Annotated in this window: 21 protein-coding genes and 1 pseudogene; 2 read left to right on the top strand and 20 right to left on the bottom strand. The window is 49.7% G+C overall.

Going from position 1 to position 26,238, the window contains the following annotated elements; all coding sequences use genetic code 11:
• The first annotated feature begins 12 nt into the window (after positions 1-12).
• Positions 13-1,542 (top strand): carboxypeptidase M32, encoded by a 1,530-nt coding sequence (locus JET16_RS00270; protein WP_199613583.1) that lies wholly within the window; start codon positions 13-15, stop codon positions 1,540-1,542.
• A 382-nt stretch (positions 1,543-1,924) separates the two neighbouring features.
• Here the strand turns inward: JET16_RS00270 and JET16_RS00265 are convergent, their stop codons facing one another.
• From JET16_RS00265 to JET16_RS00195, 15 genes and pseudogenes are all read right to left on the bottom strand, one after another.
• A complete protein-coding gene (locus JET16_RS00265) occupies positions 1,925-2,317 on the bottom strand; it encodes a globin domain-containing protein (RefSeq protein ID WP_199613582.1) in 393 nt (130 codons plus the stop codon).
• Complete coding sequence (gene serS, locus JET16_RS00260; protein WP_199613581.1) at positions 2,314-3,588, bottom strand: serine--tRNA ligase; 1,275 nt, start codon at positions 3,586-3,588, stop codon at positions 2,314-2,316. The genes JET16_RS00265 and serS overlap by 4 nt, the downstream gene beginning before the upstream one ends.
• A gap of 270 nt (positions 3,589-3,858) precedes the next feature.
• Positions 3,859-6,384, bottom strand: a complete 2,526-nt coding sequence (gene hrpB, locus JET16_RS00255; RefSeq protein ID WP_199613580.1) for an ATP-dependent helicase HrpB — start codon at positions 6,382-6,384, stop codon at positions 3,859-3,861.
• The gene (gene rarD, locus JET16_RS00250) at positions 6,381-7,256 is read right to left on the bottom strand and encodes an EamA family transporter RarD (RefSeq protein WP_325176572.1); all 876 of its coding nucleotides are present in this window, start codon (positions 7,254-7,256) and stop codon (positions 6,381-6,383) included. Before rarD ends, hrpB begins: the two co-directional genes overlap by 4 nt.
• 110 nt (positions 7,257-7,366) lie before the next feature.
• On the bottom strand, positions 7,367-8,983 hold the full coding sequence (locus JET16_RS00245) for an S-layer homology domain-containing protein (RefSeq protein WP_233530902.1): 1,617 nt from the start codon (positions 8,981-8,983) through the stop codon (positions 7,367-7,369).
• A 125-nt stretch (positions 8,984-9,108) separates the two neighbouring features.
• Complete coding sequence (locus tag JET16_RS00240) at positions 9,109-9,669, bottom strand: Uma2 family endonuclease (protein ID WP_199613579.1); 561 nt, start codon at positions 9,667-9,669, stop codon at positions 9,109-9,111.
• A 96-nt stretch (positions 9,670-9,765) separates the two neighbouring features.
• Positions 9,766-12,288, bottom strand: coding sequence for a LamG domain-containing protein (locus tag JET16_RS00235; RefSeq protein ID WP_199613578.1), 2,523 nt, complete (start codon positions 12,286-12,288; stop codon positions 9,766-9,768).
• Positions 12,289-12,305: 17 nt separating this feature from the next.
• Positions 12,306-13,949 (bottom strand): RNA polymerase sigma factor, encoded by a 1,644-nt coding sequence (locus tag JET16_RS00230; protein WP_199613577.1) that lies wholly within the window; start codon positions 13,947-13,949, stop codon positions 12,306-12,308.
• A gap of 78 nt (positions 13,950-14,027) precedes the next feature.
• Positions 14,028-14,222: pseudogene (locus tag JET16_RS00225) on the bottom strand (SOS response-associated peptidase family protein); the annotation flags it as partial.
• A gap of 296 nt (positions 14,223-14,518) precedes the next feature.
• Positions 14,519-15,373, bottom strand: coding sequence for an RNA polymerase sigma factor SigJ (sigJ, locus tag JET16_RS00220; protein WP_199613576.1), 855 nt, complete (start codon positions 15,371-15,373; stop codon positions 14,519-14,521).
• A gap of 126 nt (positions 15,374-15,499) precedes the next feature.
• Complete coding sequence (locus JET16_RS00215; RefSeq protein ID WP_199613575.1) at positions 15,500-16,324, bottom strand: NAD(P)H-binding protein; 825 nt, start codon at positions 16,322-16,324, stop codon at positions 15,500-15,502.
• Positions 16,325-16,514: 190 nt separating this feature from the next.
• Positions 16,515-17,135 carry an FMN-dependent NADH-azoreductase gene (locus tag JET16_RS00210; RefSeq protein WP_199613574.1) on the bottom strand — a complete coding sequence of 207 codons (621 nt, stop codon included), beginning with the start codon at positions 17,133-17,135 and terminating at the stop codon, positions 16,515-16,517.
• 728 nt (positions 17,136-17,863) lie between these two features.
• The gene (locus JET16_RS00205; protein WP_199613573.1) at positions 17,864-18,799 is read right to left on the bottom strand and encodes a VOC family protein; all 936 of its coding nucleotides are present in this window, start codon (positions 18,797-18,799) and stop codon (positions 17,864-17,866) included.
• A gap of 81 nt (positions 18,800-18,880) precedes the next feature.
• The gene (locus JET16_RS00200; protein WP_199613572.1) at positions 18,881-21,544 is read right to left on the bottom strand and encodes a phosphoenolpyruvate synthase; all 2,664 of its coding nucleotides are present in this window, start codon (positions 21,542-21,544) and stop codon (positions 18,881-18,883) included.
• A complete protein-coding gene (locus JET16_RS00195) occupies positions 21,544-22,125 on the bottom strand; it encodes a TetR/AcrR family transcriptional regulator (RefSeq protein WP_199613571.1) in 582 nt (193 codons plus the stop codon). Before JET16_RS00195 ends, JET16_RS00200 begins: the two co-directional genes overlap by 1 nt.
• 193 nt (positions 22,126-22,318) lie before the next feature.
• On the opposite strand from JET16_RS00195, the gene JET16_RS00190 reads away from it, so the two are divergent.
• Complete coding sequence (locus JET16_RS00190; protein ID WP_199613570.1) at positions 22,319-22,678, top strand: winged helix-turn-helix transcriptional regulator; 360 nt, start codon at positions 22,319-22,321, stop codon at positions 22,676-22,678.
• Between the two features lie 84 nt (positions 22,679-22,762).
• Here JET16_RS00190 and JET16_RS00185 read toward each other — a convergent pair whose 3' ends face one another.
• The 5 genes from JET16_RS00185 to JET16_RS00165 all read right to left on the bottom strand — a co-directional run bounded on the left by JET16_RS00185 (position 22,763) and on the right by JET16_RS00165 (position 26,137).
• Positions 22,763-23,323: an NAD(P)H-dependent oxidoreductase gene (locus JET16_RS00185; protein WP_199613569.1), complete on the bottom strand. Its 561-nt coding sequence runs from the start codon at positions 23,321-23,323 to the stop codon at positions 22,763-22,765.
• Positions 23,324-23,527: 204 nt separating this feature from the next.
• Positions 23,528-24,562, bottom strand: coding sequence for a serine hydrolase domain-containing protein (locus tag JET16_RS00180; RefSeq protein ID WP_199613568.1), 1,035 nt, complete (start codon positions 24,560-24,562; stop codon positions 23,528-23,530).
• 253 nt (positions 24,563-24,815) lie between these two features.
• Positions 24,816-25,541: a class I SAM-dependent methyltransferase gene (locus JET16_RS00175; protein ID WP_199614225.1), complete on the bottom strand. Its 726-nt coding sequence runs from the start codon at positions 25,539-25,541 to the stop codon at positions 24,816-24,818.
• A 141-nt stretch (positions 25,542-25,682) separates the two neighbouring features.
• Positions 25,683-25,823 (bottom strand): hypothetical protein, encoded by a 141-nt coding sequence (locus JET16_RS00170; protein WP_199613567.1) that lies wholly within the window; start codon positions 25,821-25,823, stop codon positions 25,683-25,685.
• Positions 25,820-26,137, bottom strand: a complete 318-nt coding sequence (locus JET16_RS00165) for a DUF3471 domain-containing protein (RefSeq protein ID WP_233530900.1) — start codon at positions 26,135-26,137, stop codon at positions 25,820-25,822. Before JET16_RS00165 ends, JET16_RS00170 begins: the two co-directional genes overlap by 4 nt.
• Positions 26,138-26,238: the final 101 nt, after the last annotated feature.

The following is a 26,238-nucleotide window of genomic DNA, read 5'->3' as shown; positions in this document are numbered from 1 at the left end:
GGATGAGTTGATATGACCAATGTCGAACAGCTCGAAGATTTGAACACCATTGTCAAGCAATTCAAGGAACTGGATGAAAAAATGACCCACTATTCCGACATGCTTTCGTTGGCGGGTTGGGATCAACAGGTGAAGGCGCCGGCCAAAGGAAAAGCATACTTCGCGAAAGCGCGCGGCACGCTGTCCACGGAGTTGTTTAAGCTCGCTACGTCGGAGCAGATGGGCGGGTTATTGGCTGTGCTTACCGCTCCGGAGGCACAGCAGCAGCTTGATGCGCCGACGAAAGCCGCCGTGCGGGAACGCAAGCGTGCCTATGACAAGGACAAGAAGATTCCCGAGCAGCTTCACAAAGAGTTTACGATCCATACCGCAAATGCGAGGAACGTCTGGGAAGAAGCCCGGAAAGAAAACAATTTCGAGAAATTTCGCCCGACGTTGGAGCGTACCGTGGAACTCGTGCGTCAGTATGCCGAGCTGTACGGTTATGAGAAACATCCATACGATGCGCTGCTGGAAGAATATGAGCCAGGGCTGACTGTGGAGCAATTGGACGATATTTTCGGCACACTGCGGGAAAAGACGGTGAAGCTGTTGGAGCGCATCCGCAGCAGCTCCGACCAACCCCGGAACGTGTTTGAAGGAAGCTTTGATGTGACTCAGCAAGAGAACTTCAACTTGTACTTGCTTCCGTTCCTCGGTTACGACTTGGAGGCGGGACGGTTGGATGTGACGGCCCATCCGTTCGCCTGTACGATGAACGTCGGCGATGTGCGCATCACAACCCGCTACCTCGAGGACAACCCGAGAAGTTCGTTGTTCGCGACGATTCATGAAGTGGGACATGCGATTTACGAGCAAGGCGTTAACCCGGAATTTGAGGGATCGGTAATAAGCGGCGGCGTGTCCCTAGGCATTCACGAATCGCAATCCCGATTCCTTGAAAATATGGTCGGGCGCAGCTTGGCCTTCTGGGAGCGGTACCTGGATACATATAAGAGTTACTTCCCGGATAAATTCGACGATGTCTCCGTTCGCGATTTCTACCGGTCGGTGAACATCGTAACTCCGTCTTACATCCGTGTCGAAGCCGACGAGGTAACATACAACCTGCACATCATGATCCGTTACGAGTTGGAAAAAGCGCTCGTAGCCGGCACGATCGAAGTGAAAGAATTGCCGAAGCTGTGGAACGAGAAAATGCGCGAGTATCTCGGCGTCGAACCGCCGACCGATACGCTCGGCGTTCTGCAAGACGTTCATTGGTCGTACGGCGCGTTCGGCTATTTCCCGACATACTCGTTGGGCAACTTGTATGCGGCGCAAATCCTGTTCACGATTCGCAAGCGGTTCCCGGATTTTTACGGCATGATCAGCCGCGGGGAGTTCGGCGCCGTTCGCGAGTGGCTGCGCGAGAACATTCACCAGCACGGCATGGTATACTCGCCGGAGGAATTGATTGTGCGCGTTACGGGCGAACCGCTGAATCCCGACTATCTCGTGCAATATTTCGAGGAAAAATATTCGGATATTTACGGATTGTAATATGAAGGGGCTGTTCCGGTGACGGAGCAGCCCCTTCATGTTGGGTTGTTCGGCGCTGTAACCGGAGTTTCTCCGGATGCACGCCGCCCGGAGGCGCTATTTCGGCCCTGTAACCGGAGTTTCTCCGGTTGCACGCCGCCCGGAGGCGCTATTTCGGCCCTGTAACCGGAGTTTCTCCGGTTACAGCGCCGCCCGGAGGCGCTATTTCGGCCCTGTAACCGGAGTTTCTCCGGTTGCACGCCGCCCGGAGGCGCTGTTTCGGCCCTGTAACCGGAGTTTCTCCGGTTGCACGCCAGCCCGGAGGCGCTATTTCGGCCCTGTAACCGGAGTTTCTCCGGGTGCACGAGCCGGCCGCACTTGGGATAAACTTAGTTTAAGCTACTCACTCGCCGTCGGGCTTCTCCGCCGTATTCACCATGTGATGCGCGACTTGCGTCAAGCGGTCGAAGATGAATTCGCGAACGGGCCCTTCCAATCCGGCTTCGTCCATTGCCAAGCGCATGCAGGAAAGCCAAGCTTGCGCGCGGCGGGGCGTTATTTCGAACGGCAGATGCCGATAGCGCATCATCGGATGTCCGAATTCGTTCGAGTACAACGTCGGCCCGCCTAAGAACTGCGTCAGGAACATCTTCTGCTTGCGCATCACTTCATCGATATCGCTTCCCGCAAATAATGGAGCGAGATCGGGATGCTTCACTACCCGGGGATAAAATGCCTCCACCAAACGAGTCAACGTTTCCTCCCCGCCTATTTCATCGTAAATGGATTCGCTCATCGAATCTCTGTCGCCCCCCTCATATACTTTTGCAATACCTTCGGTATGCGGACGCTCCCGTCCGCCTGCTGGTGATTTTCAAGCAGCGGAATGAGTATGCGCGGCGTGGCCACGGCGGTATTGTTTAGCGTGTAACAGTAACATAAATTCCCGGTTTCGTCCCGGTACCGTAGGTTGGAACGTCTCGCTTGGAAATCGAGAAGGCTTGACGAAGAATGAGTTTCGCCATACCCGTTGCGGCTCGGCATCCACGTTTCAATGTCGTATTGTTTGTAGTTTTTCTGCGACATATCGCCGGTACAAACCGCCACCACCCGATACGGCAGCTCGAGCATCGAAAGCAGATTTTCCGCAAACTGCGTGATTTCCGTCAAGAGAGCTTCCGCGAGATCCGGGTCATCCTTGCATATAACTACTTGTTCAACTTTAGCGAATTGATGCACCCGATACAAGCCGTGAACGTCGCGCCCTGCCGAACCGACTTCCTGACGGAAGCAGTTGGATACGGCGCCAATGCGAATGGGTTCGGTCACATCAACAATCTCGTTGCCATAATAAGCGATGAGAGGCGCTTCGGAAGTTCCTGCGAGCCATTTGTCCTCTCCTACGATCTCATAGGTTTGTTCTTCTCCCAGCGGGAAAAAACCCGATTGAACGAGACTGTCGCGATTGACCATAAGCGGCACCTCCATAACGGTGAATCCCCGTTCCGACAAGAAGTCGACCGCCAATTGCTGTACTGCCCGATGCAAATAAAGCCCCATTCCTTTTAACACATAGTTCCGCGAACCGGCAATTTTCACTCCTCTTTCAATATCAAATAAATGTAAGGCGGTACCGAGCGCGACGTGATCTTTCGCTTCGAAGCCGAACACCGGCGGCTCACCTATTTTTCGTATTTCCACATTGTCCGCATCCGAGTCTCCGACCGGAGTATCCGGGGATACAGGATTCGGGACGAGCAGCATGAGCTCACGGTACCGTCGCTCTAAGGTTTGCAGAAGAGCCTCCCGCTCCGCCAACGCTTCTTTGACCAACGTCACTTTCCGCTTCTTTCTTTCCGCATCTTCCTTCCGTCCGTTCCGCATCAGCTCCGATATTTGCTCGGTGGCACGGTTTCGTTGTTGCCGCAATGCCTCCACTTCTTGCAGCGTCTTTCGACGTTCGTCGTCCGTCCGGATCAGCTCGTCGATGGAGATATCGATTTTTTTCCATTTCGCGGTTTGTTGAAACAATTCGGAATTTTCTCTGATTCGACCGATCTCAATCATCTTGGCAGCAGCCCCTTCGAATAAAAATAAACCGCCCTTCATCCCATTGGGACGAGGAGCGGTTGCTCGCGGTGCCACCCAAGTTGACAGCGCTTCGACGCACTGCCCTCTTTATGGCGCTGTAACGGGCGCTTCCCGTCCGGCTTAAAGATTCCGTCCTGCTCTATGGAATCCGGTCGCCGGCGCCTCCGAGTTGGATGCTCTTCATTGGCTCGGTACATTGTTTGTTGACGTGTATTATAACTCTAGAAAGATCAAATTTCAACATTACTATTGCCGCGGCCTGGCCCGATTCGTCGGCTGCGCCGCATATGGATCCTCCGGCCAATAATGCTTCGGATACCGCCCCTTCAAGTCCTTCTTCACCTCAAAATACGTTTCTCTCCAGAAGCTTGCCAGGTCGCGCGTAACTTGAACCGGACGCTGCGCAGGGGATAGAAGATGGAGCAGCAGCGGAACTTTGCCGTTCGCGATTCGCGGCGTCTCTTGAAGTCCGAACACTTCCTGCAAGCGGACAGAGAGCTTCGGCGCTTGAGGATCACTGTAATCGATAGGTATGCGCGACCCGCTCGGTACGACAATATGGGTCGGCGCCTGCTCGTCCATCTCTCGCCGCCGCTCCCAGCTCAACATCGATTCCAACGCGCCGGTCACGTTCACCCGCTGCAGATCCGAACGGCTTCTCATCCCGTAAACATGCGGGCCCAACCATTCCTCCAATGAAGCGGCGAGCGCTTCGTCCGACACATCCGGCCAAGCCGGATCGATAAAGTGCAGAAAAATTAACCGTTGCTGGAATTGCCGTGCGTGCTTCGTCCACGGCAGCATGCCGATCCCCTCTTGGGCGATGCCGGACAGCAGCGCGGCCAGCAATTTGTCCGGATCGGGATCCGGCAGCGGGTATTCCCCCAATGCGAGTGCATCCAAGGACCTCCTTTTGCGCGCCCGCACGCTTTGTGTTCCGGAATCCCAAACAACCTCTTGCTGTTCGGCGATCCGGTCGGCATGATGTTCTTCCAGCTGCTCGCGTCCGATCGGCGCAGCCAACATGATACGGCTGTCTGTACCTGTATCGTCCAATTCGGCAGCGACGCAATATGTGGAATGCGAGAGCGGCTGATCTCCGCCGAATACCGCGCCGCGCCCGTTGCTTAACAGAAACTTGCCGTTCGGGCGGCGTGATGCGATCCTGTCCGGAAAAGCGAATGAAAGAAGCAATCCGCAAGCGTCAGAGTCCGCTTGTGCACCTGTCTCCGCGATGTTCCATTCCCGCTTCCATTGCTCCGCCTGCGCCAGGATGCGGCGGCAAACGGCAGTATCGACCGTGTGCCCCGCAATAGCACCGGACCCGGAATGGAGCGCCTTCAAGCGAAGCCTCATATCCGAATCCGGTGCCCCTCCATGATCACGGCGGAGGATATCGCGTTCGCCGAACAGGGCGGCCAACTCGCATGCCGCTGCCCCGAGCCCAAGCTCAACGGCGCGCAGCACCATGCAGGCAAGCCGCGGGTGCATAGGCATGGCGGCCATCCGGCGGCCGAACGGCGTTATTGCTCCGGAGCCGGATCCGGAACGGCCGCTGCCGCTAAGCGCACCGAGGCGTACCAGCAGCTCGCGCGCTTGAGCGAACGCCGCTTCGGGAGGCGGGTCCAGCCAGCGCAGCTCCCCCGGATCCGATACTCCCCAAGCCGCCAGTTCCAAAGCAAGCGGAGCCAGGTCGGACTCCGCGATTTCCGGAGCGCCTTGAGACGGCAGCAGCTTATCCTCTTGCTCCGTCCACAGCCGGTAACATACTCCCGGACCGAGTCTTCCGGCCCTGCCCCTGCGCTGATCGGCAGAGGCGCGTGACACCGGCACCGTTTCCAAGCGGGTCATTCCGGTGCGCGGTGAAAACCTCGGCACGCGCATGAGGCCGCTGTCGATAACGATTCGTACGCCCTCGACCGTCAAGCTCGATTCCGCAATGGAGGTGGCGAGCACGATCTTTCGCTCCCCGCCAACGCCCGGCGCAATGGCGCGGTCCTGCTCCTCCGCCGACAAGCTGCCGTATAGAGGAGCGACGCGAACAGGCATCAACCTGCAAGCTTCATTCAACTGCGCTTCCACACGGCGAATTTCGCCGATTCCCGGCAAAAACACAAGGATGTCGCCCTCATCATGCTCCTCTAACGCCTCAAGTACGGCTTTCACTGCCCGGCCATCTATGCGTCCTTCCTCGCGCCGAACCGCATACCGCGTTTCCACAGGAAACATCCACCCTTCGCTGACTACAACGGGAGCATCGCCTAGCAGCGCAGCCACAGGATCGGCGTCCAGAGTTGCCGACATGACGAGAATGCGCAGATCGTCGCGCAGCAATGACTGTGACTGCAAGCTGAACGCCAGTCCGATGTCGGCGTGCAAATTTCGCTCATGAAACTCGTCGAAGATGAGCAGCCCTATATCTGTCAACGCCGGATCGTCCTGAAGCATGCGGGTCAGCACGCCCTCGGTCACCACCTCGATTTTCGTTCGACCGCTTACTTTCGTATCTAATCTGACACGGTAGCCGACACTCTCGCCAACGGTCTCACCGAGTTTCGAAGCCATGAATCGCGCGGCCATCCGTGCCGCAAGCCTCCGCGGCTCGAGCATGACAATCTTGCGGCCTCCAAGCCACGGCTCGTCCATCAACGCAATCGGGACGCGGGTCGTCTTCCCCGCACCCGGCGCCGCCACAAGGACTGCGTTCAAGGACGATCGCAACGCCGAACGCAAGGAAGGCAGCGCATCTTCAATCGGAAGCACCTTACTCATTGCGAAGCCTCCTGTTTTTTCACTGCATTTAATCTCAACGAAGAAATCGTGTACAACGCCAATGCGCTCCATATACATGCGAAGCTTATCATATGAGCGTCGGAGAAAGGTTCATTGTACACAGCGACTCCGATTACAAGCGATATGCTCGGGGCCAAATACTGAAATAAGCCGACCGTCGACAGAGCAAGCCGCTTTGCCGCTTGCGCAAACCACAGCAGAGGCAAAGCGGTTGCCGCCCCAGCAAGAAGCAGAGGCAATGACGATGCATCGGCGAACGGCGCGGCGATCCCGCCGGTAACCGTCAAAAACACAACAGCTGCAGGCAAAGGAATGATCGTCTCCCAGCTCAGTCCGAGCAGAGGATCGACGGCCGTCTTCTTCTTCGCCAAGCCGTACAATCCGAAAGAAAAGGCTAATATAAGGGCGATCCAAGGAAATTTGCCGTAAGACAGCGTCAGGATGAGAACGCCGGCAGCCGCCAATCCGATCGCAGCCCATTGCGGCTTGCTCGGCCGCTCCCTCAAGAAAAGCACTCCAAGCAATACGTTCACTAACGGATTGATATAATAGCCCAAACTCGCTTCAACGATATGTCCGCTATTGACAGACGCTATATATACGAGCCAGTTGAGGCTGATCAGTGCGGCGGACAGCAGCGCGGCTCCGAATACCGCCCTTGAACCGAACAAGCTCTTCCATTCGGGAAGCCGCTTCTTTACGGCAAGCAGCCCGACCACAAACAGAAACGACCACAATATTCGATGCGCTAAAATGCTCTCAGGGGGCAATCGCTCGAGCATTTTCCAATATAAAGGCAACAATCCCCACGATATATAAGCCAAAAGCGCATATACGATTCCCGAAGCCACGTCAGTACCATCTCCATACGCCATCATTATCGACTTACTCATTTTTAGCGCTAGAAGATTAGAAAGTCAACAAAAAACACGGGATTGCACCCGTGTTAAACGCAAAAATATTATGGTTTCGAAAAATAGTAGTTTGCGTATTTGATACCGTTTCTCAAACTCGCCCATACATCCGGGCTCTCGCTTCCGATGTACCAATATGCGTTGCCTGCCACACCAAGGCTCACTCCCGCTTGGAACTTCAAAGTCAGCGATCGGCTGTCTTCCGCCCATATATGATGCCGAACACCTTGACTTTTGTATGAGGCGACGTATTGGCCCGCTGAATCGTCCCATTGTACCTCGGGTTTCCGGGATTCCATCAAAGAATTTTGTTGAAGCAGCGTAACATCTTCGGAGACGATCTTCCCGTTCGCTTCCGCCCAATCCTTCGTATAAAACGGCAATCCAGCAATAACCTTTTCGGCGGGGACTTGCTTTGTCAGCTTTTCAAGATGCTTCCGCAGCCAAGGCAGCGAAGATACCGAACCCGCTTTCCCGCTTCCCGACCAGTGCTCATCGTATCCCATCAGAACGATATAATCCGCGCTTTTTCCCAATGCGGCGTAATCAAACGGCATACTCCAGTCATTCCCCAAATCAGGCGGCACGCAAACGGATAAAACAGCGCCTTCCTTATGCAGCTGACCGGCCAAATCTGCGATAAATGCGGTATAAGCGTCTTTGTCCGCAGGATCCAATTGTTCAAAATCAATGTTCAACCCGTCCAGATCATACTTTCGCACAAACTCCGTCAACCTGCTGATCAACACATCCCTGAGTTCCTTTTTCGTCAAAAATTGGTGCGTCAATTGTTTATCAAAGCGATTGCCGACCAATGGCCACACTTTCTTGTTGTTCTGATGCGCCCATTTCACCAGCGAAGCGTCCGCGGAATCGGTAATTTGATCCGGCGCTTTCAGGAAAAACCATCTAGGTGAAATCGTATTAATCACAGACGCTTCTATCGATTTTTTAAATTGTTCGTTCGACTGGTTATATAACCATCCTAGTTGGATCCCCGATGCATACTCCGTTTCAATGCGTTTGGACCAGGCGGCGTTTTGAAGGATTCTATCGAATACGACTGCCGCTTCCTGTCTGCTGATCGGGTCGTGCGGACGAATTTTACCGTTATAACCTTGGATTAATCCCAAGCTGTAAGCTGCGTCCACCAGCGGCACAGCCCATTCGGACACACTTCCGGCGTCGGAAAAAGGCAATGAAATGCCATCAACTCTTCCATTCTCATGTTTTAACGCTCTCGCCAATAAAGCCGCCGCTTCCTGCCGCGTAATAGATTTTCCGGGTTCGAAAGTGTTGGGGCTTGTTCCGGTTACGATACCCAAATTCACGGCCGCATGAACCTGACCGTAATACCACGACGATTTCGGAACATCGGAAAATGCGGGGACGGCGTTATACGTCGGCTGCAATTTAAATAAGCGCATAAGCATCGCCGCGAATTCGGCACGGCTGATCGGCTTGCGGGGTTCGAACAATTTATCGCCGGTACCGTCTACGATTTGCTTTTGATATAAATGTATGATTGCATCTTTAGCGAAACTATTGGAAATGTCGTGAAAAGGCAAACTATTAACCGCACCAGCGGGAACATTCGGCATAATAGTCGAAAAAGACAGCACGATCGCCAGCAAAAGTATGTATATTCTGTATGCGATTTTCAAATTATGAGACCTCCGGGACTTTTACTATACCGATTTAATATAACAAAAATGCCCGGTTCCGCCAGCCTCAAAATATTGGAAAAAAGCCGCCCCTTGCGGGGACGGCTAATGGTGAAATACAGTAATCAGTTATCCTCGAATCGTTTCAATTCGGCAAAAACAGCTTGCAAATCAATGGAGATGCAGGCGAACACGTCGGATGTAAGCAAGTCTTCTTCAGTATAAGTGGCCTTCAAATGCAATAATTGGTCTTTAAGTACAAACCTGTCTACCGTCTTGATTACCGGATCCACGATCCAATATTCTTTCACGCCAAACTTTTCATATAGATGTTTCTTAAGCGTTTTGTCGCGGGCGCCTGTGAGGGGGGACAATATTTCGATTAATAAGTCCGGCACACCATGAATTTCTTTACCGCGTATGATTCCAAGGCTATCGTTCGAGATAAAAATTATGTCCGGTTGAACGATATTCGCTTCATCGAGATGAACGTCCATGGGTGATACGACTACAATTCCGTTCGGATGGCATGAAAAGTTCAAGTGCTGCCAGAGCTTCGTTACTAGAATCTGATGATCGAGCTTTGGAGAAGGTTTAAGATCATAGCGGATACCTCCGATGATCTCATATCGTTCCGGTACATCATATATTTCCTGTTGTTCTCTGACTTTTCCAGGCTTACTCATCCGAAGCCTCCCAACACCCGTGATGATTCAAGTATACCAAACTGCAGCTGATCATAAAATGCAATACCAACGACAACCCATTAGCTAGGCCGATAATTACAACAGTCCTACAAGCTTTTCAAACGCCTGAAGCTGGCCTTTCTCCGCTTCTTTGGCGGCTTTCATCAGATCGGCCGCGGCATACCGGCGCTCTGCGTCCGGAATGGGACCGAACGGCTGCATCCATGGGAACATCTCATTCAAACCGGCGAATGTTTTGTGCAGCCTCTCTGCGAATCCAATGGCTTCATCAAATATATTATTGAGCGGCGGATCGCCGATTCTCTCCTTCGCTTCTATAAGAAATTGCCAACCGGAATGACGCAATTCGCTCCAGCCGTTAGCATGCAAACCAAGATACCATCCATCATAGCGGCCTTTCTCCAACGCATGAATCAACGTATTATAAGCTGAAGGACCGGCAATCATTTCCGATTGAGACCAAGGCCCTGACGGGTCGGCAAACTCAAGGGCTAGAGCAAGGGCTTCCTTGACCGCAGTTCGATCGTCAGGCGCTGCGTTCGGCTTAGCCCAGTAGAGTCGTACCTCGCCTTCTTCTTGCGGAGATAAAGTAGCGCCCTTATGCAGGTATCGTTGGCACTCGTTGCAACGGCAAACGGTCCGGACGGGACCTTCGTCCCGCCAATTGACGCGTCGAAGCGTACAAGGCTCGCATGTGCATTGACCCTGACCGTACATCATCCATGGGATCGATTTGACGGAATTGCCGTGCCAGGAGCTTGTATAGTAACCGTCGTTATCGTAACCGTTAATGACGGAATACTCGCCGCCTGAAAAATCAACCGCGCGTCCGAAGCATGCCCAACCCGAGTCGACCGCTTCCCTTGCCGCATTCCACGCTTGATTAAGCAGATCGAGATATCCTTCGCCTTGCGAATAGCCTTCCATGCTTCCGATTTCCAAACCAACGTTCCCAAACAGCTCAATCATGCGCCGCTCGGGAAACGGTATGCAAAAATCGTGAACGTTAATGCGCTCATGCATCGCAAACAGAAACGGCCGTCCGGTGACTCCCCTTAGCCATACGTCAGAACATCGGATACCGTAATAATCGGCGATGCCACGATACGTGTTAAACGGCGACATGCAGCTGATGCCCTGGTAACGAAGCCCTTGAAGCAGTTTTTTGCTGTATAATTGATCGGCTAGTTTGCCAAGCTCTTTAATTCCGGCTTCTTCAGCCGCTGCGGCCGACTTGACGGCGCTTATCATTGTTTCACGGGAAGTCAGGACGCCGTGCATAACAGCCGATGCTTCACGCCCCGCATTTGAAAGCTCCTCTACCACATTCAGGTAACAATGTTTTGCTGTCGACAGAATGTCGTTAAAGTCCTTTCCGGAAGAAACATCGCTCGAACGTTCGATAAACTGAAGTACGGTTTCGCGCGACTTTCGCCATGCTGACGGCGTCAGAACGTCCACATCATTGTTTTCATCAGCTAACTCCCCAACCCAATCCGCATATTCCTTAGCAATATGCGGGGCCATGCCGGACGCCAAACGAAACGCGCTTGCAAACCTTTGCCTCTTCTCGGACTCATTGGTTAGCTTTATAGAAAACAATTGATCTAAACCGGATTCCCCAATCTTATCGCTGCCGATAAACTTTGCCGGCCGATCGCTTCCTTCAACAATGAAACCGTGCTCGGAATAGGCTGTTACGGTCTGATAACATTCGGTTCCGGCAAAACGGCCGAATACTGGAACCCCATCCGCGAATGATTCATGAATGAAGGACAATACAGCGTCCATTTCATTAATAGATCCGTCCCAACGAACGACGTCAATACCCAGCAGCTTGGACTGTGATGAAAACACTGCAAAATCTAATGTATTGTCCAAAGGTGCATGGAAAGCGAGACCGGTCGCCCCAAGCCACTCCACCTCATCGATGTAACGGTTATAATACCGCATCGCTCCAAGGTAACAACTTAGCAAGGAGTTATCATTAGGAACGGATCGAAACCCCGGCAAAACCGTAAATCCGGAAAGATCTGCAGGCAAATCGGTTACAAGCGAACGATCGGCGGCGCGATGCTCGGTGACAGACAATGAACCGACCCTTACATTTGCCCGCCATCCGGTACGTATTCCCACAGAAGAGCTGACTCCCCGGAAGTTCCCATTCAGCGTATACCGCTCTTCCCCATTCACGATGAGCCGCATAACATCCTCGGCAATGATCCATTCAACGTGGTGCCAACGGCCGGTCGGGACGCTGCCGAGTCCGGGGACATTGAATGCTTTGCCGGTGACAGGATGCCGCACATTCAACAGATCCTCGCGCCGGTCCCAATTTAAGATAATCTGCCCTTTGCCATATAAGAGGACAATATTAGTGCTATCCGTCATTACGGTCGCTTCGATCGAAAGCGGCGTTCGGTACTCTTTCTCCGTAAATGCAGGGAATATTCCGAACGAATCGGTGAACTGCATCCCTTCTAATATTCTAATCGGTTGGCTTCCCGGATTCGCTATAAGCCGGTCCGCTTCCTGCCCGTCCTTGTAAGCAGGTATCCATATCGTATCTATGTTTCGATCTAACTCTTTCGTTACCATATTCGCTCACTCCTCTATTAAAGTTGTTTTAGATGTTGTGATAACCTGCTGAGTGCATGAAGGCCTGCTTCTTCATGTTCCGACGCCAAAGTAAGCAGTTTTACCGCTTCTTCGGAAGTACATTTGTTCAACGGTTGCCCGCCGGACGGAAAAGGGAACATTGCAGATAATTTAGCGAAAATTGCCGCCGTCTCATAATAGTAACCTTCCGCTTCGAAAGCTAATTGCGCCCGTTCGCCGTCCCAACGGTCAATACAGCCGCGAAGATAACGAACGGCATGCAGCCTGGCATCGGCAGCCACGTGTATCGTATACGCATTGCCGAGCGGATCGACCGAACCGTTCCGAAATGCGCCGATCCACGCTTTATATGCGCCTAACCCGCAAGCAAAGCCCGGGAACGTTCGCTCCCCGTAAGCATGAGCCATTGCCATCGAAACCGTTCGCCGAACCGCCGATTCCATTACAGTCGATCGGTTGATTCGTTGCAGCGCCAATATAAAAATTCCGCCGGATTCGCCTCGACCCATCCGATCATAAGAAAATGTACGTACACCGCTGCCGTCATTACCGGTGAATAACTGCCTATTGTCATCGAAACCATACAGAAGGCCGAATCCCGGTGAAGACAAATCCCAAGCGATGACCGGCCTTCCTGCAATGATTTCGTTACGGGCAAGCCTCACAGCCTCCAGAAGCATATACTTCGACGGCGCTACTCCGCCATCCCCGATATGCTTGGCGAGCAATCCTATATTAGCCAACCCTTCCGAGAACACAGGCTCCCAAAAATACATCAGCGGTCCTGACACTCCGATAGTTTCGGTTTCGAGGCACAGCCGGAACGCTTGACCGGTCAAACCCATAACGTCGGAAATGGATAAATCCGTCCCGCCGAAATGCCGCAACCATATTTGTGCGCATACCGCCACCGACGTTTGACTGCTTTTCCATATTTCTTCCGAAATACGCAGCGGCAGTACGACCTTGCCGTTACGTTTTCCGCCGTCCGTCAGGCCGAGAGTTTCCCGCAAGTATTCACGCACCTGCTCATCCTTAACTTTCTGCCGGGAGCGGGATATTGACTTATATACACTTCCCTCGGTCATCTTCAGCACCTGTGCGATTTCTTGCGGAGATAATTCATTGAAGAAGTGCGCCTCGAACACTTCCCGCTCCTTGGCAGACAGACAGTGCAGCATACGATGCACGGACCTGAGAAACTCTTGTCTCATGTACATTTGCTGCGGATCGAAGCCATCGGCGGCGGACTTTGCGCTCGAAAGTTGATACAGGATATTGTCCAATTGCGGCTTGTCATCCGAGCCCCCCGATCCTGCAACCTTATGTTCCATATCACTGAATGTCGATTGCTTCGCTTGCCTCACTTGTCTGCGCAAGGTCATCAATGCTTCATTGCGGACAATCCGGGAAAGCCAAGGCGCAAATCGTTCCACATCCGCAAGCCGGTTAATGTGCCGAAAAGCTTGAATCAACGCGTCCTGGACTACATCCTCGGCGGTCTCGCGATCACGGACGATTTTACGTGCGATGCCGAATGCTTTCGCCCGGTGAAGGCGCACCAATTCCCCGAATGCGGTTGAATCTCCCGCCTGCGCCAGCGCCGCCAACCTGACCTCTTCTTCGTTATTTTCAATCACCGCTCTCTCTTCCCTCCTTCCTCTAATTATTTTTGATGATATACAAGGTTCATTTTGGACATCCGAAAAAAATATTTTTTACAATTTTCTTCGCCATAGACGGAGTTTCTTCTTCCCATCAGGAAAGTTCCAAACATTGTATAGGCCGGCCATTGAAAAAATGCGTCGATCCCGCATCATGATTCGCATGGGTTGCTTATCTCTTCCTATACGTTTCCACTCGTAAAAGGAGTCTGCAGCCACAACAATTCGGTTCCTTTTTATAAGTCCCTTACCCGTTTTAGTCTTTTCGAGTGATTTTTACCTAAAATAAAGTTTTTTCATGAATTTTATAAAATCAAGGAGCTCCTTGAACAGGGGAATAAATGAACGGATTTTCCACTAAATAAATTCATTCATACATAATCTTTTCCCGGCAAATAACCGGCTGCCACAGCAGCCGGTTCTGCTTTCTAAACTATCGTTCTCCGTCCAATGATGTAATGTTCATCTAACTTAAAAGGAGAATTGGAAAGATTTTATCTTAGTTTCCCGGTTCCTTATCTTTATGGAAAAATCTGGTCGACTACCTAAACCCGATTAAGCTTATCCGGGTTTCTTACGACGTAGATTCTGTCAAACTTTCCGCGTCGGCGTTGTAAAAATATAGCGGCCACGGTTTCGTCCCCCGAACGGAGTACTATACCGGTCTCACCGTTTAGAGGGGCAAACTCGGAGTGAAGACTTCCCTGAGGCTTTATGCCCTCGAACGCGCCGGCAAGGATTCGGGCCATTTTATCGCGCGTTTGTATCGGACCCGTGGCCGCGATTACTTTTCCACCCCCGTCGGTGACGAGCATGACATCTTCGCTCAGCAGGGATAGCACATGATCGACGTTACCTTGCTCGAGGGATGTGAGGAACCGGCTAACCCATTCCAATTCGACCGCTTCGGCGGCGACCGGCTCTTCCTCGGATATTCCCATCTTGCTTCTTGCCCGGCTCATCAGCATGCGGCAATTCGTCTCTCGCTTGCCGAGCAGTTCGGCTATTTCGGGATAATCGAATCCAAGCGCCTCACGCAGGACGAAAACCGCCCGCTCTGTCGGCGTCAGCCGCTCCAACAGTACGAGCATGGCGTAAGACAGCAGATCGCGCCGGACGACCGCCTCGAGCGTATCCGCCTCCGGCGTCCGAAGCGGTTCGGGGAGCCACGGACCGACGTACACTTCCCTCCTCCTCCGCGCCGACTTCTGCAGATCGAGACAGCGATTGGTTACCATTTTGCACAAATACGCCTTCGGCTCCCCCAAACGTTCGGGATGTACGTCGCACGCCTTAAAAAACACGTCCTGCACCGCATCCTCCGCGTCTGCCGCAGAGCCTGTCAATTGATAAGCCAGCGTGAACAGCAGCGCTCTATATTGATCGTACAGTTCCTCCATTCGCCGTCTCACCTTTTCCTGTTAGAAGTATTGCAAACTTGGTCTCTTTGTTTCTATCGAAGCATACTGGCGTAATCCCATGCCAGCTTCTTGATTTTCCACTCAAGCTTTCCCGTTATGATTATATCACCTAAAAGCCTCGGAATGATCGATCGCCCACTGTTTGAAGGTGCGAGGTGTCCAGCCGGTTACTTCTTCCACTGTGGGAAGCACAGTAGAGAATCTTTGACCATGCTTGGACAGATCGAAGAGAGCGTCGACAATTTCCACAGGCATTTGTCGAAGCATGTGCTCACGAGCGATGTCGTCCGGGATCGTTTCAAAACCGATATCTCGCCCCAATACTTCGCCAAGTATACGCACTTGTTGTCTACGGGTTAGCGGTTCAGGTCCGGTTAACGTATAAATCTTCCCTTCATGTCCGTTTGAGCTCAGAGCTTTCGCTGCGACGGCGGCAGTGTCCCGCGAATCGATGATTGGAATGCTGAGGTCGCCGAACGGTACCCGGACAACCCCCTCGGACCTGATCGAATCTTTCCACCGAAACGCATCGGTCATGAAGCCGTTGGGCCGCAAGAATGTCCAGGACGCGCCCGATTCCTTGACTGCTTGCTCGGCATTTAAGTGGAGTCGCGCAATGGCGTTTTCTACTCCAATTTCGACCGTTGCCGCAGAGAGCAATACGATATGCCGGACCCCGGACTGCCGGGCTATCCGCGGGAAGTTAAAGTCGGCGGCAAGCGGTAACATCCAAAATACATTTTCCACACCGTCCAAAGCCGCTGGAAGAGTCTCCGGCTTCATTAGATCTCCGGCCACCTCCTCAACTCCTGCAGGAAAATTCGCCTTCTCCGGATTGCGGCTCAACGCCCGTACCCTAAGGCCGTCCTTATGCAGTAACCGAACAACTTCACGGCCTACCGAGCCTGTGGCACCTGTAACTAAGATCATGCATTTCTCATCCTTTGCTATTACTATTTTTTCCCAGCGAGTATGACAGAAAAGGAAGATGTTCTGTGAGATGAAGTTCTTTACAATAAACCGCACCATTGCCAACATCACCGCGACAATGTCTACAAATTTATGTCGTTTGAACACTATACCGCCAAGGACGGCGGTATAGTGTTATGCTTGTAGTGAATTAGAATCCGGATGCTACTTTAGTTGCTTCAGCTAAGCCGGTTTCGATGATTTGCTGAGCACGGTCTTGGAATTGCATGTGGCCTTCTACGACAACCGTTTGAATATCCGTTATTCCCCAGAAGCCGAGCATGCTTTTCACGTAATTCACAGACATCTCCTTTTGAGCCAGCGGGCCTTCGGAGTAAACGCTACCTCGTGCGTTAAGAAGCACGACTTTCTTGCCGCCTTGCAATCCTACCGGACCTTGTGCTGAATAAGAGAAGGTTTTGCGCGGTTGGCTTAGATAGGACAGGTAGGTCAGCAATTGAGCCGGAATCGTAAAATTCCAAAGAGGGAACGCGAATACAACTTTATCGGCTGCTAGGAATTGATCTGTGTAGCCGTTAGCGATATCGGCTGCTTTTTGTTCCTCGGCAGTGAGTTCATCGCCGATGGAAAGCTTGATAATGCCCGTAAACATTTCGTTGTTATAGTAAGGCAGCTCCGCTTCGAAAAGGTCTAATTCCGTAATATTGTCGTTCGGGTTTTTCGCCCGGTACGCACTTACGAAAGCATCGTACAGCTTTAAGCTGATGGATTGATCCCGATTGTTAGCTTTAACGAATAAAACATTTGCCATTTCTGATAATTCCTCCCGTTAATTAATATGAAATTTTCTTATTACTGTGTGATCATGATCACAGTAACACAGTAAGCCCTGCATAGCCGCCTTCGATAATTATGCATGTCTCATTGTTCCTCAGCTCCTTTTACGTTTTGCACATATAACGATGTAAGGCTCTGATTTGTAACATCGGAATCGAACGAATAACCTTGCATGAGCCCGTTTAATCAGCCGTTCTTTCGTGCCAGCTTGTTGAGTAAATCTGCCCGTTAAGTGAGTAAAGGCTGCCGGTCAATTCTTGCGGCAGCCTGTTGCATAGGTTTATTGAGCTATAGTTCTCCGTTAGAAAGACCGACCTCCACCCCTTAGATGGGTGTAACGAAGGAATGAAAGGGCATTTGACCCGTTGAGACATGGGAGTGAAAATCGCTAAGGGAACCATGGAGAATACGTGCAGTAGATGGAATGAATTGGGTGGGGCTACCTCCACCTCTGTTCCCGCATGCCTTCTAACGACTCAACGTTGGTAAAGCAAGCTCTGGACGAGGGTTTCATTACAGATGATACGGTAGCCATTGATGCCCACGCATATCGAAGCCCGAGATCAAGCACCTGCGAAATAAGAGCAAGAAAAGCTAGAAACAGTATATTATATAGTGGATTCCGTAATAACGGCGGTACCTAGAAAACAAAAGGCACTCAAGAATAATTGTCTTGAGTGCTCGTTTCAACTTCCATATCAATTATTCCACTTCGGAGCAAATCATGATGACATTGCCGTCCGGATCCTTCACCGTAAAGAAAGCCAGTTGCTCCCACGGTCTTTCAATATCAGTGAACACAGGTACCCCCTTCGATTCCAGATATGCTTTCGATGCATCCACATCCGGTGTATCCAGCATAAACAGCGTCTCGTAGTCATCCCCGTGCCGGAAACGGTTGTCGTCCAGCAGCACTCCGCTCCCGCTCTTCATTTTCAAATCATAGATCGAATTTTCCGGTCCCGACCCGACTTCTTGGTACGGCAGACTTAGAACTTCACTGTGGAAACGTATGGCTCGGTTCATATCCGTAACATTCAGAAAGATTCCGCCGATTCTGTTCATTATGGGACTATCCGTGTTATCCATTCGCTCTACGACATCCGAAAAATAATCAGATTGCGTAACCATCAACGAGTTGCCGTCCGGGTCGGTAAACATGAAAAACGCCAATCCCGGATGAGGCCGCTCAATCGGGTACAATTCCGGCACGCCGAGATTTTCCAAGAATCGATAAGACTGCTCGATTTCGGATGTGTTGTACATGTATCTGACGCGAGGCGTTTCCGGCGAGTTATTTCTATTATCATCCAAAATAATTCCGGTACCGCCCTCCAGCGTCAACCAATACACATTGCCTCCGTTCAATCTCTCTTCCAGCACCGGAAGCCCCATAACCATACTGTACCATTTGGCGGAACGGCGGAGGTCGGTTACATGAACGAATGCGCTTCCCACGACATTATCGATCGGGCTTTTGACGAGCTCCATCCCCATCTCTCCTTGTTTTGAGTTCATTGCTCCAACGGAAAAAACCTTGAGTGCGGCCGGCACCTGCTGCGGCTTATAGTTGTCAGGATGTCTGCGTGCAGGATAATGTTTGTCACAGATGTTTTTGATTTTGGCGTTTTGCCCCATCTACTTTCCTCCCGCTTCGTCTTGCTAATAATTATAACAAAGCATAATGTCCCCAATATGTTCAAAATTCTCAGAAACCGATCACCGCGGCAGTATTTGCACAAACCCGTTCGTTCCGTCCACCCGGATATATGAGCCGTCCTTAATTATTTCCGTAGCTCTCTCGATACCGACAACAGCCGGAATGCCGTATTCCCTGGCTATCACCGAGCCGTGAGTCATCATTCCGCCGACTTCCGTAATGAGTCCGACTACCGAAGTAAACAGCGGAGTCCATCCGGGATCGGTATAAGGCGCGACTAATATTTCTCCGGGATTAAGCTTTGCATCCTCTGGTCTTAGAACTACCCTTGCGACTCCTTCCACTACTCCTGCGGAAACCGGTGTGCCCAAGATCGCTCCTTCAGGCGCTTTCACATCGCGCAATTTGCCGGTGATAATTTCCCCTTCACTCGTCATTACGCGGGGTGATTTCAATTTCCGGTTTCGCTCATGCCGCTGCGCTCTTTCGTCTATGATTTCCCGAACATTCCCTGTAAAGCGGTTCTCAATCAATGCGATAAGTTCGTCCAGCGTAAAGTAGAATATATCCTCTTCCCGAGGGAGTGTTCCACTTCGGACAAGTTTGCCCGTTTCTTCCATAATGGCTCTTTTGTAACTATACAAATGCTTAACCAATGCGAATTTGTGATGCTCCCGCATACCCATCAAATTGCGGTAAAGCTTCACCAGTCTGGACACCCATCTTTTTTCAATAAAAGAAAACAGCGAAACGATCTCTCTTGCCGCGTCTTCCGCCTCTTGTTCACCGAGCTTATATTTCTTTCTGTGTTCCCCCGAAGACGTCGTCCGGATATTGCTGATAATCGACGGTACAAGCTGAACAGGCTCTTCGATCCATCTCGGTCTTGTTATATCGATTTCTCCGACGCACCTCATTCCGTATTTTTGCAAAAAGCTTTCCAACTCACTTTTAAACTCGGTTCCGCCCGGGATTTTATCCAATTGTTCATAGAAGTTGTCGTTGTTTGCTTTTTCCAAATAATCAATGACTTCCGAGTGCGCTCTTATTTTATCGGCAAGATCGCCCAATTCCAGACCGACTTCCGTTGTGACATTGCCGGGCAAGGATTTATACAATTGGTTTAACAAGAAAGTGCCGCGTTCATCGCCCGCCTTGTTTTTCAGCTTTCTTTCAAGAAATCCGGATGCTATCACACCTGCGATTAAATAAACTACAATATTTGAAAGCACTCTGGGCAGCATGTTTCCCATACCTTGCCGAATTAAACGGATCCGGTCCGCTCCTGAAGCTTCTAATATTTGTTTCTCTGTTTCCTTAACCAAATTCTCAATCAATGCGGAAGCCGTTTTATTAGCAGTTCCAGGGTCTTTATAGAGCAATATGGTTACAACTTTTAGAGCTGCGGGAATGACGATCGGCGCCAATTTCCTGACGACGCGAAACACTTCCCCCTTCGGTACGGACATATTGAGAAATTGTTCGCGGCTTGTCACTTCCGATATAGCGGATGCCATTAATTCATCCATACCCTTCATTACTTTAAGCATCCTGTTCCGGACAGGTGTTAGCGAAAGAGGTCCAGTGAAATCCGCAAATATTCTACCTCCGGCCTCGCGCATAACGGGATGGCCGGGTGAAGCAGGGTCTTTCTTTAGAAAATGGAGAACGCAACCTACCACCGATACGGCCAAAGGCTTCATCGGATCGGTCATCATCTGGATGTAGCCGAAATTAATAAAAACATGCAATTTATCATCGCTAACAGGCGGCACCGGATATAGCGACGTAATCGGCCGGCTTTGCAGAATATAAAATTTGCCGCCGGCCAAACCCCACTCAATGTCTTGTTCCGAACCGTAATGCGCTTCGATTTTCCGGCCCAATGCAGCCAGCTCAACAATTTGATTGTCCGGCAAAGCCTGTAGTTCTTGTTTTTCAGGAGGCACACCCTTTGTAACCGTTCCTCCTTTCGGAACGGAATAGATTGCAATCTCTTTCTTAGAAATCTGTTTTTTGACGATTTCTCCCGAGCGCACTTGGTATAAATCCGCAGTAACCAAACCGGATACAAGCGCTTCACCCAGCCCGAAGCTCGCATCGATGGAGACTGTTTTACGGTGTCCCGAGACGGGATCGGCAGTAAACATAATTCCGGAAACTTCCGGAAACACCATGTGTTGAACGACTACCGAAAGAAATACCGAGCGGTGATTAAATCCGTTCTTCGCACGATAAGAGATGGCCCGGTCGGTGAACAGGGAGCACCAGCAATTTTTAACTGCCTTAAGCAGCTGCTCCGGCCCGCGGACATTCAAATAAGTATCCTGCTGACCGGCGAATGAAGCGGTCGGCAAATCCTCAGCCGTCGCACTGGAGCGGACTGCATAGGATTTATCTTTCCCCTCCGCTTCCCACGCCTTTAATATCGCTGAACCTATCTCATCAGGCATGGGGATGGAGGCGAGATGTTCTCGAATTGTTTGCCCCAGTTTGCCGATTTGCTCCAAATCGTCGTGGCTTACCCGGTCAAGAAGATCGAGCATTTCATTCATTTCCTTGCTTGTATTGATGAAGGTTCTATAAGCCCGTGTCGTAACGCAAAATCCTTGCGGTACCGGAAAACCCGCTTTCGTCATTTCGCCAAGATTAGCGCCTTTTCCCCCGACTTGCAGCAAATCGGATTTGTCGATCTCGTTGAATTTGAGCGCGTATTTGCTCATCAATCATCCCTCCCCGAATTAGCAATTCCTTTGCAGAAAATATCCAAGAAAAGGTCGAGTTTTTGTTCGATTGAATACCTGCTTTCGGAAAACGCATGCGTGTTAACCAACGCTCTCAAACAAGTCCTTAGAATTTCTACAACTTGATCGATGGGAATATTTTGTTTTATTAAACCGATATGTTGAGCGGTTGTAAATAATTGCACAATGTATTGATTTCCTTCGTGTCTAAGTCGTTTGTACCGATTGGACAATTCGGGAAGATACTTCTCGATATCCATCAAGAATAGCGGTCCGAACCTGATAGACTCGTCTTTGACATGGATTAAAATCTCTTTAATTTCAAGTAAAGGATCTGATTGAGACCGGTCGGATACAGACAGTACTTGCCGGACCTTCTCCATCGATTCCTCCACCACAGCCGTGGCAATTTCCTCTTTGCTTGAAAAATACTGATAAACGGTTTTTTTGCTCATTCCGAGTTTTCCGGCCAAGTCTTGGATCGTTACGCTCCGGTATCCGCGTGTGTTGAATAAATCGCGTGCAGCTTTCAGTACCCTCGTTCGGTTGACATTTTCCATAAATATCCCCTTACCAACATTCTCTTCTTAGAAACCTCGGATACCAACAAAGTAGTTTGTAGTTTCCATTGTCGCGTAAGTGGTTTTTTTTGTCAATTAAAAAGATTTACATCCTTTCAATAAGAATGCATAATGATCTATTGTAAAGTATGCTTATTTAGATCATATACTTACCAAAAGGAGAGTGTATTTTATGCGCGAAACCTGTGTTCCGACCGGCGTGGAACTAAAAGACACCGGCTTCGGATATACGTTGTCCTTAATAGGCGGTAAATATAAAATGATCATTATGTATTGGCTGTCTGAAAATAAGGTTATGCGGTTTAATGAGCTGAAGCGATGTATAGGTACCATTTCCTTTAAAACGCTAAGCATCATGTTAAAAGAGCTGGAGGCAGATGGCCTTATCAAACGGCAGGAATTTCCCCAAATACCTCCAAAAGTTGAATATTCATTATCTGAACGTGGTCTTTCTCTCATTCCAGTTTTAAATATGATGTGCGAGTGGGGGGAGAAAAACAGTTTGCCGGCTCTGGAGGCTGTAAAGCGGTAGGCATAGCTATTTTATTTAAATCAAAAGAAGTATCTCCTGAACAAGGAAATACTTCTTTTTTTTTAGCTTTAATGAAGCTGCCAATTACAGGTTGTCAACAAAATTCAAATAATCTTGTGCGCTTTTTTCCAATTCGCTTGCACCCGGCTCATTTTCTTCTTCTTCGTTTCCACCTGGCTCATTTTCTTTACCATAATACGCAAAGAACGAACGATAATCTGCATTGCAGTATAGGAAGGTAGTTTCAAAAGGAGATAATAAATGTTCAAGTGTATACCGATATCTTCCCTCTTCACTATAATCTTCTTTTTTTATTCCGGCAGATACGGCTAAAGCAGCTTTACGATTCTTTAATTTATCGCCTCCATTTGATCCGTAAGCCCAACCATAAGCAAAAACGTCGTCAAGCCATTTTTTAAGGAGGGGCGGACAATTAAACCAATAAATAGGGAACTGTAAAACAAGATTACTATGCGATTCAATTAATTGCTGTTCTTTTTCCGCATCAATGTTTCCGTCAGGGTAAACCTTATGCAATTCGTGTACAGTATACTTTTCCGGATATTTTTTGAGTTCTTCTACCCATCGCTTATTTATAACGGATGTTTCTATGCTTGGATGTGTTACGATAACAAGAGTTTTCAAAGATTTGTCCTCCTTAAGCATTATTGATTCTTTTTTCGAGTATAAAGATTACACTGCAAATATGTAAGTATGCACTTTTAGTACAGGTACTGTCATAAAGGTGAGTGTCATATCAGTCATATTAAGAATAAAGAGATATTTTCGTTGTTTATCCATCATAAAAAAAAGCAAGCAGCAATGGCTGCCTGCCCTCTCTAATCCGGTTTATCCGTTCCCAAAAAGCATCTCTTCGAACTTTACATGAACACCCATTACTCCTCGGTCTCCGTCGTAATTAGATAATACAGCTAAGGTGTAACCGCTATTCATGTACATGTTCAAAAGCGCGCTCACACCGGGTAATCCTCCGTTGTGACCGATAACCCGTTCACCCTTCATCCTCACATCCATAAATCCGTATCCGTACTGCATTTGCATATCCGGATTCTCATGAAACTTATCAGTTGTAGCAAGCGCAGTCCATTCCGGGCTAAGCAGCTTATTTGTTCGGAGCGCGATATCGAACTGTAGAAGATCCTCAACAGTAGAGTACCCTCCTCCTGCCGGACCGCCCTTCACGACGTGGAGGAATACATTGTTACGCCAAGGGCCACCCTCCGCCGTGCCGTAACGAGTATATCCGACTGCCAAATTCGGCACGTCATATTCCAGATCGTAACAATCTGTATTGAGCATATTCGCCGGCAAATAAACTTTATCTCTTACGAACGAAAAGTAATCCTTGCCAGTAACAGATTCAATGATCGCTCCAAGAATAATGTAGCCTGAGTTGCTATATGCCCATTTGGTGCCCGGTTCGAATAATAATGGGTCTTCGATAAACAACGGAATATAATCGGAGACCGTTTTGAGTTCCGTAAATTTTGCTTTAAATTTATTATTCCAATACAGTCCAGTTCCCGATGTGTGCGTCAACAGATGGTGGACGGTAACTTTGTCAGCCAGCTCCAATGGAAAATCAGGCAAGTATGTACCGATTAGATCATCAACGCTCAATAAGCCGTTTTCCGCTAGTTTCATGATTGCAACAGCTGTGAACATCTTGTTTACCGAACCGAGATTGAACTTTGTATCTGTTCTGTTTGGAATTCCATATCCTTTATGCGCCATACCAAATGCTTTCTTGTAGAGCGCCTTTCCGTGTCTCGCCACCAATACGGCACCGGAAAACTTTTCCTCGGAGGCAAGATTTTCAATAGCGGCATTCAACTCATTCATATCAATTTTTGGCCATGTCATAATGTTCGCCTCTCTGTTCAATCGGATAAATTTCCTACATTGCAGGAATAATTGACGTATGGTACAGTAAGAATAACAACAAGGGGCGGTCGCAACCCGCCCCCGTACAACTCTTGGATGGGAAACCTCCAAAAAGATCAAGGAAATAACCCGAACCTAATGCGACTTGGGCGGGCGAGGCAAGCTTATCCCACCCAAGCAAGTTGTACAAGTAATATTATACCAAAAGCTGTCCACCAATGGGCAGCTTTTGCTATTTCCGAGCTTTCACGATTAGGAAATGCGGATTTTTACAGAGACGATCAAACCATCTCTTATACCAATCGCTCGCCTCCGGATTGTCCTTATAATCTGGACTGGGCTGCGGCTCTACGATTCTACTAATACTAAAATGTTCCGACGTCACATTAATAATTTCTTGAAGCGGCCTTCTGTAGAAAGCGACCTCCACTGGACCAGACTCCTTTTTGTTCCAAATTTCTTTCAGTAACTCATGGGCGAAGTAATCCGGTCTATCGAAATGTTTAAAGTCCATAAAAGGATGATGTACGGAGAAAATAAGACTTCCGCCTGGTTTCATTACTCGATGGAAATCACGAAAGGTTGGCGCCCAATCGTCGATGTAATGAAGGGTTAAGGAACTTACAATCAAGTTAAAAGCCTCATCGTCAAAAGGAAGCGTACCGGTCAAATCACATGTGAATACTTCTGCACTATTTCCGACACGCCTTTTACAAGCTTCCACCATCTCGGGACTTAGATCGACAGCCGTAACTTGAGCACCAAGTTGTATAAATTGCTCGGTATACCACCCAGCAGCACAACCGGCATCCAGAACTGCAAGATGTTTCATATTGCTTGGCATAAGCTTCATCATCGCCGGCCGTTCATAATAAGCGTTATGTCCGCTCTTTGTATCCACATGAAGTTCGTAGTCTTTTGCAAGTTTATCATAAGCTTCGAGAACCTTCTCCTTAATATTCATCATTCCTCCTACCAAGCGGGATTGTCCCAACCGGTTTGCCGCTCGCTGCGAAACCGCTGTACCCATTCCTCCGCAATATCATCGGCTATTTTATCAAATGCGTGCGGGGCAACGTGTATCTCACCAGATTCATCCTCAAATTTCAAAGTAAAAATGAGCGCCCATTACCAGAAAAAATTTTGGGTCACTAACCATCGGTCCAAAAAGATACTCTACTTCGGATGCCAGTTCCAACCATCCCATGATATCTTCCTTTGTTGCTGCCACAACCTTCATCTTTTTAGTTCTCCGATTCCCCTCGATTTTTTGATGCCCAAGAACAAAATATTGCCTTCAGAATCGCGTTCGAACTCGTATTCACGATCAATCACGGTATGATGAAAGAGGGTCTCGGAAACAGGGTAAAATGGGATGGTGTACTCATCTTGAAAGATGAAAAATAGGTTGTCACCGCTGCGTTCGACGATCAATGACGTGCCGTCTTCTCCTTCATATTTCCCCATGTAGCTTTCGTATACGGCCGGGTCCAACGGGTACTCCGGCGGACGAACCGGAACAACCTGTTTCTCGCCAAGTGCGATTCCCGCCAATGCGTCACAAATGCCGCCAAGCACCGCAAAACCAAAGTTGCGAGCACTACGACACACAGCCCGCTGTCCGGATAACGATGATATTCAGCCCTGTAACCGCG

This window comes from Paenibacillus alkalitolerans, assembly GCF_016482785.1.
GTDB classification, from domain to species: Bacteria; Bacillota; Bacilli; order Paenibacillales; family YIM-B00363; genus Paenibacillus_AE; species Paenibacillus_AE alkalitolerans.
Note: the sequence above shows the minus strand (reverse complement) of the source record. Positions and strands in the feature narration are given on the sequence as shown.

Coding starts and splice junctions, on each gene's coding strand:
- JET16_RS00265 (WP_199613582.1), bottom strand. CDS start 2,317: ATGAGCGAATCCATTTACGATGAAATAGGCGGGGAGGAAACGTTGACT.
- sigJ (WP_199613576.1), bottom strand. CDS start 15,373: ATGGAGGAACTGTACGATCAATATAGAGCGCTGCTGTTCACGCTGGCT.
- JET16_RS00240 (WP_199613579.1), bottom strand. CDS start 9,669: ATGAGTAAGCCTGGAAAAGTCAGAGAACAACAGGAAATATATGATGTA.
- JET16_RS00270 (WP_199613583.1), top strand. CDS start 13: ATGACCAATGTCGAACAGCTCGAAGATTTGAACACCATTGTCAAGCAA.
- JET16_RS00205 (WP_199613573.1), bottom strand. CDS start 18,799: ATGGGGCAAAACGCCAAAATCAAAAACATCTGTGACAAACATTATCCT.
- JET16_RS00195 (WP_199613571.1), bottom strand. CDS start 22,125: ATGGAAAATGTCAACCGAACGAGGGTACTGAAAGCTGCACGCGATTTA.
- JET16_RS00210 (WP_199613574.1), bottom strand. CDS start 17,135: ATGGCAAATGTTTTATTCGTTAAAGCTAACAATCGGGATCAATCCATC.
- JET16_RS00235 (WP_199613578.1), bottom strand. CDS start 12,288: ATGGTAACGAAAGAGTTAGATCGAAACATAGATACGATATGGATACCT.
- serS (WP_199613581.1), bottom strand. CDS start 3,588: ATGATTGAGATCGGTCGAATCAGAGAAAATTCCGAATTGTTTCAACAA.
- JET16_RS00215 (WP_199613575.1), bottom strand. CDS start 16,324: ATGATCTTAGTTACAGGTGCCACAGGCTCGGTAGGCCGTGAAGTTGTT.
- JET16_RS00180 (WP_199613568.1), bottom strand. CDS start 24,562: ATGACATGGCCAAAAATTGATATGAATGAGTTGAATGCCGCTATTGAA.
- hrpB (WP_199613580.1), bottom strand. CDS start 6,384: ATGAGTAAGGTGCTTCCGATTGAAGATGCGCTGCCTTCCTTGCGTTCG.
- JET16_RS00190 (WP_199613570.1), top strand. CDS start 22,319: ATGCGCGAAACCTGTGTTCCGACCGGCGTGGAACTAAAAGACACCGGC.
- JET16_RS00200 (WP_199613572.1), bottom strand. CDS start 21,544: ATGAGCAAATACGCGCTCAAATTCAACGAGATCGACAAATCCGATTTG.
- JET16_RS00170 (WP_199613567.1), bottom strand. CDS start 25,823: ATGAAGGTTGTGGCAGCAACAAAGGAAGATATCATGGGATGGTTGGAA.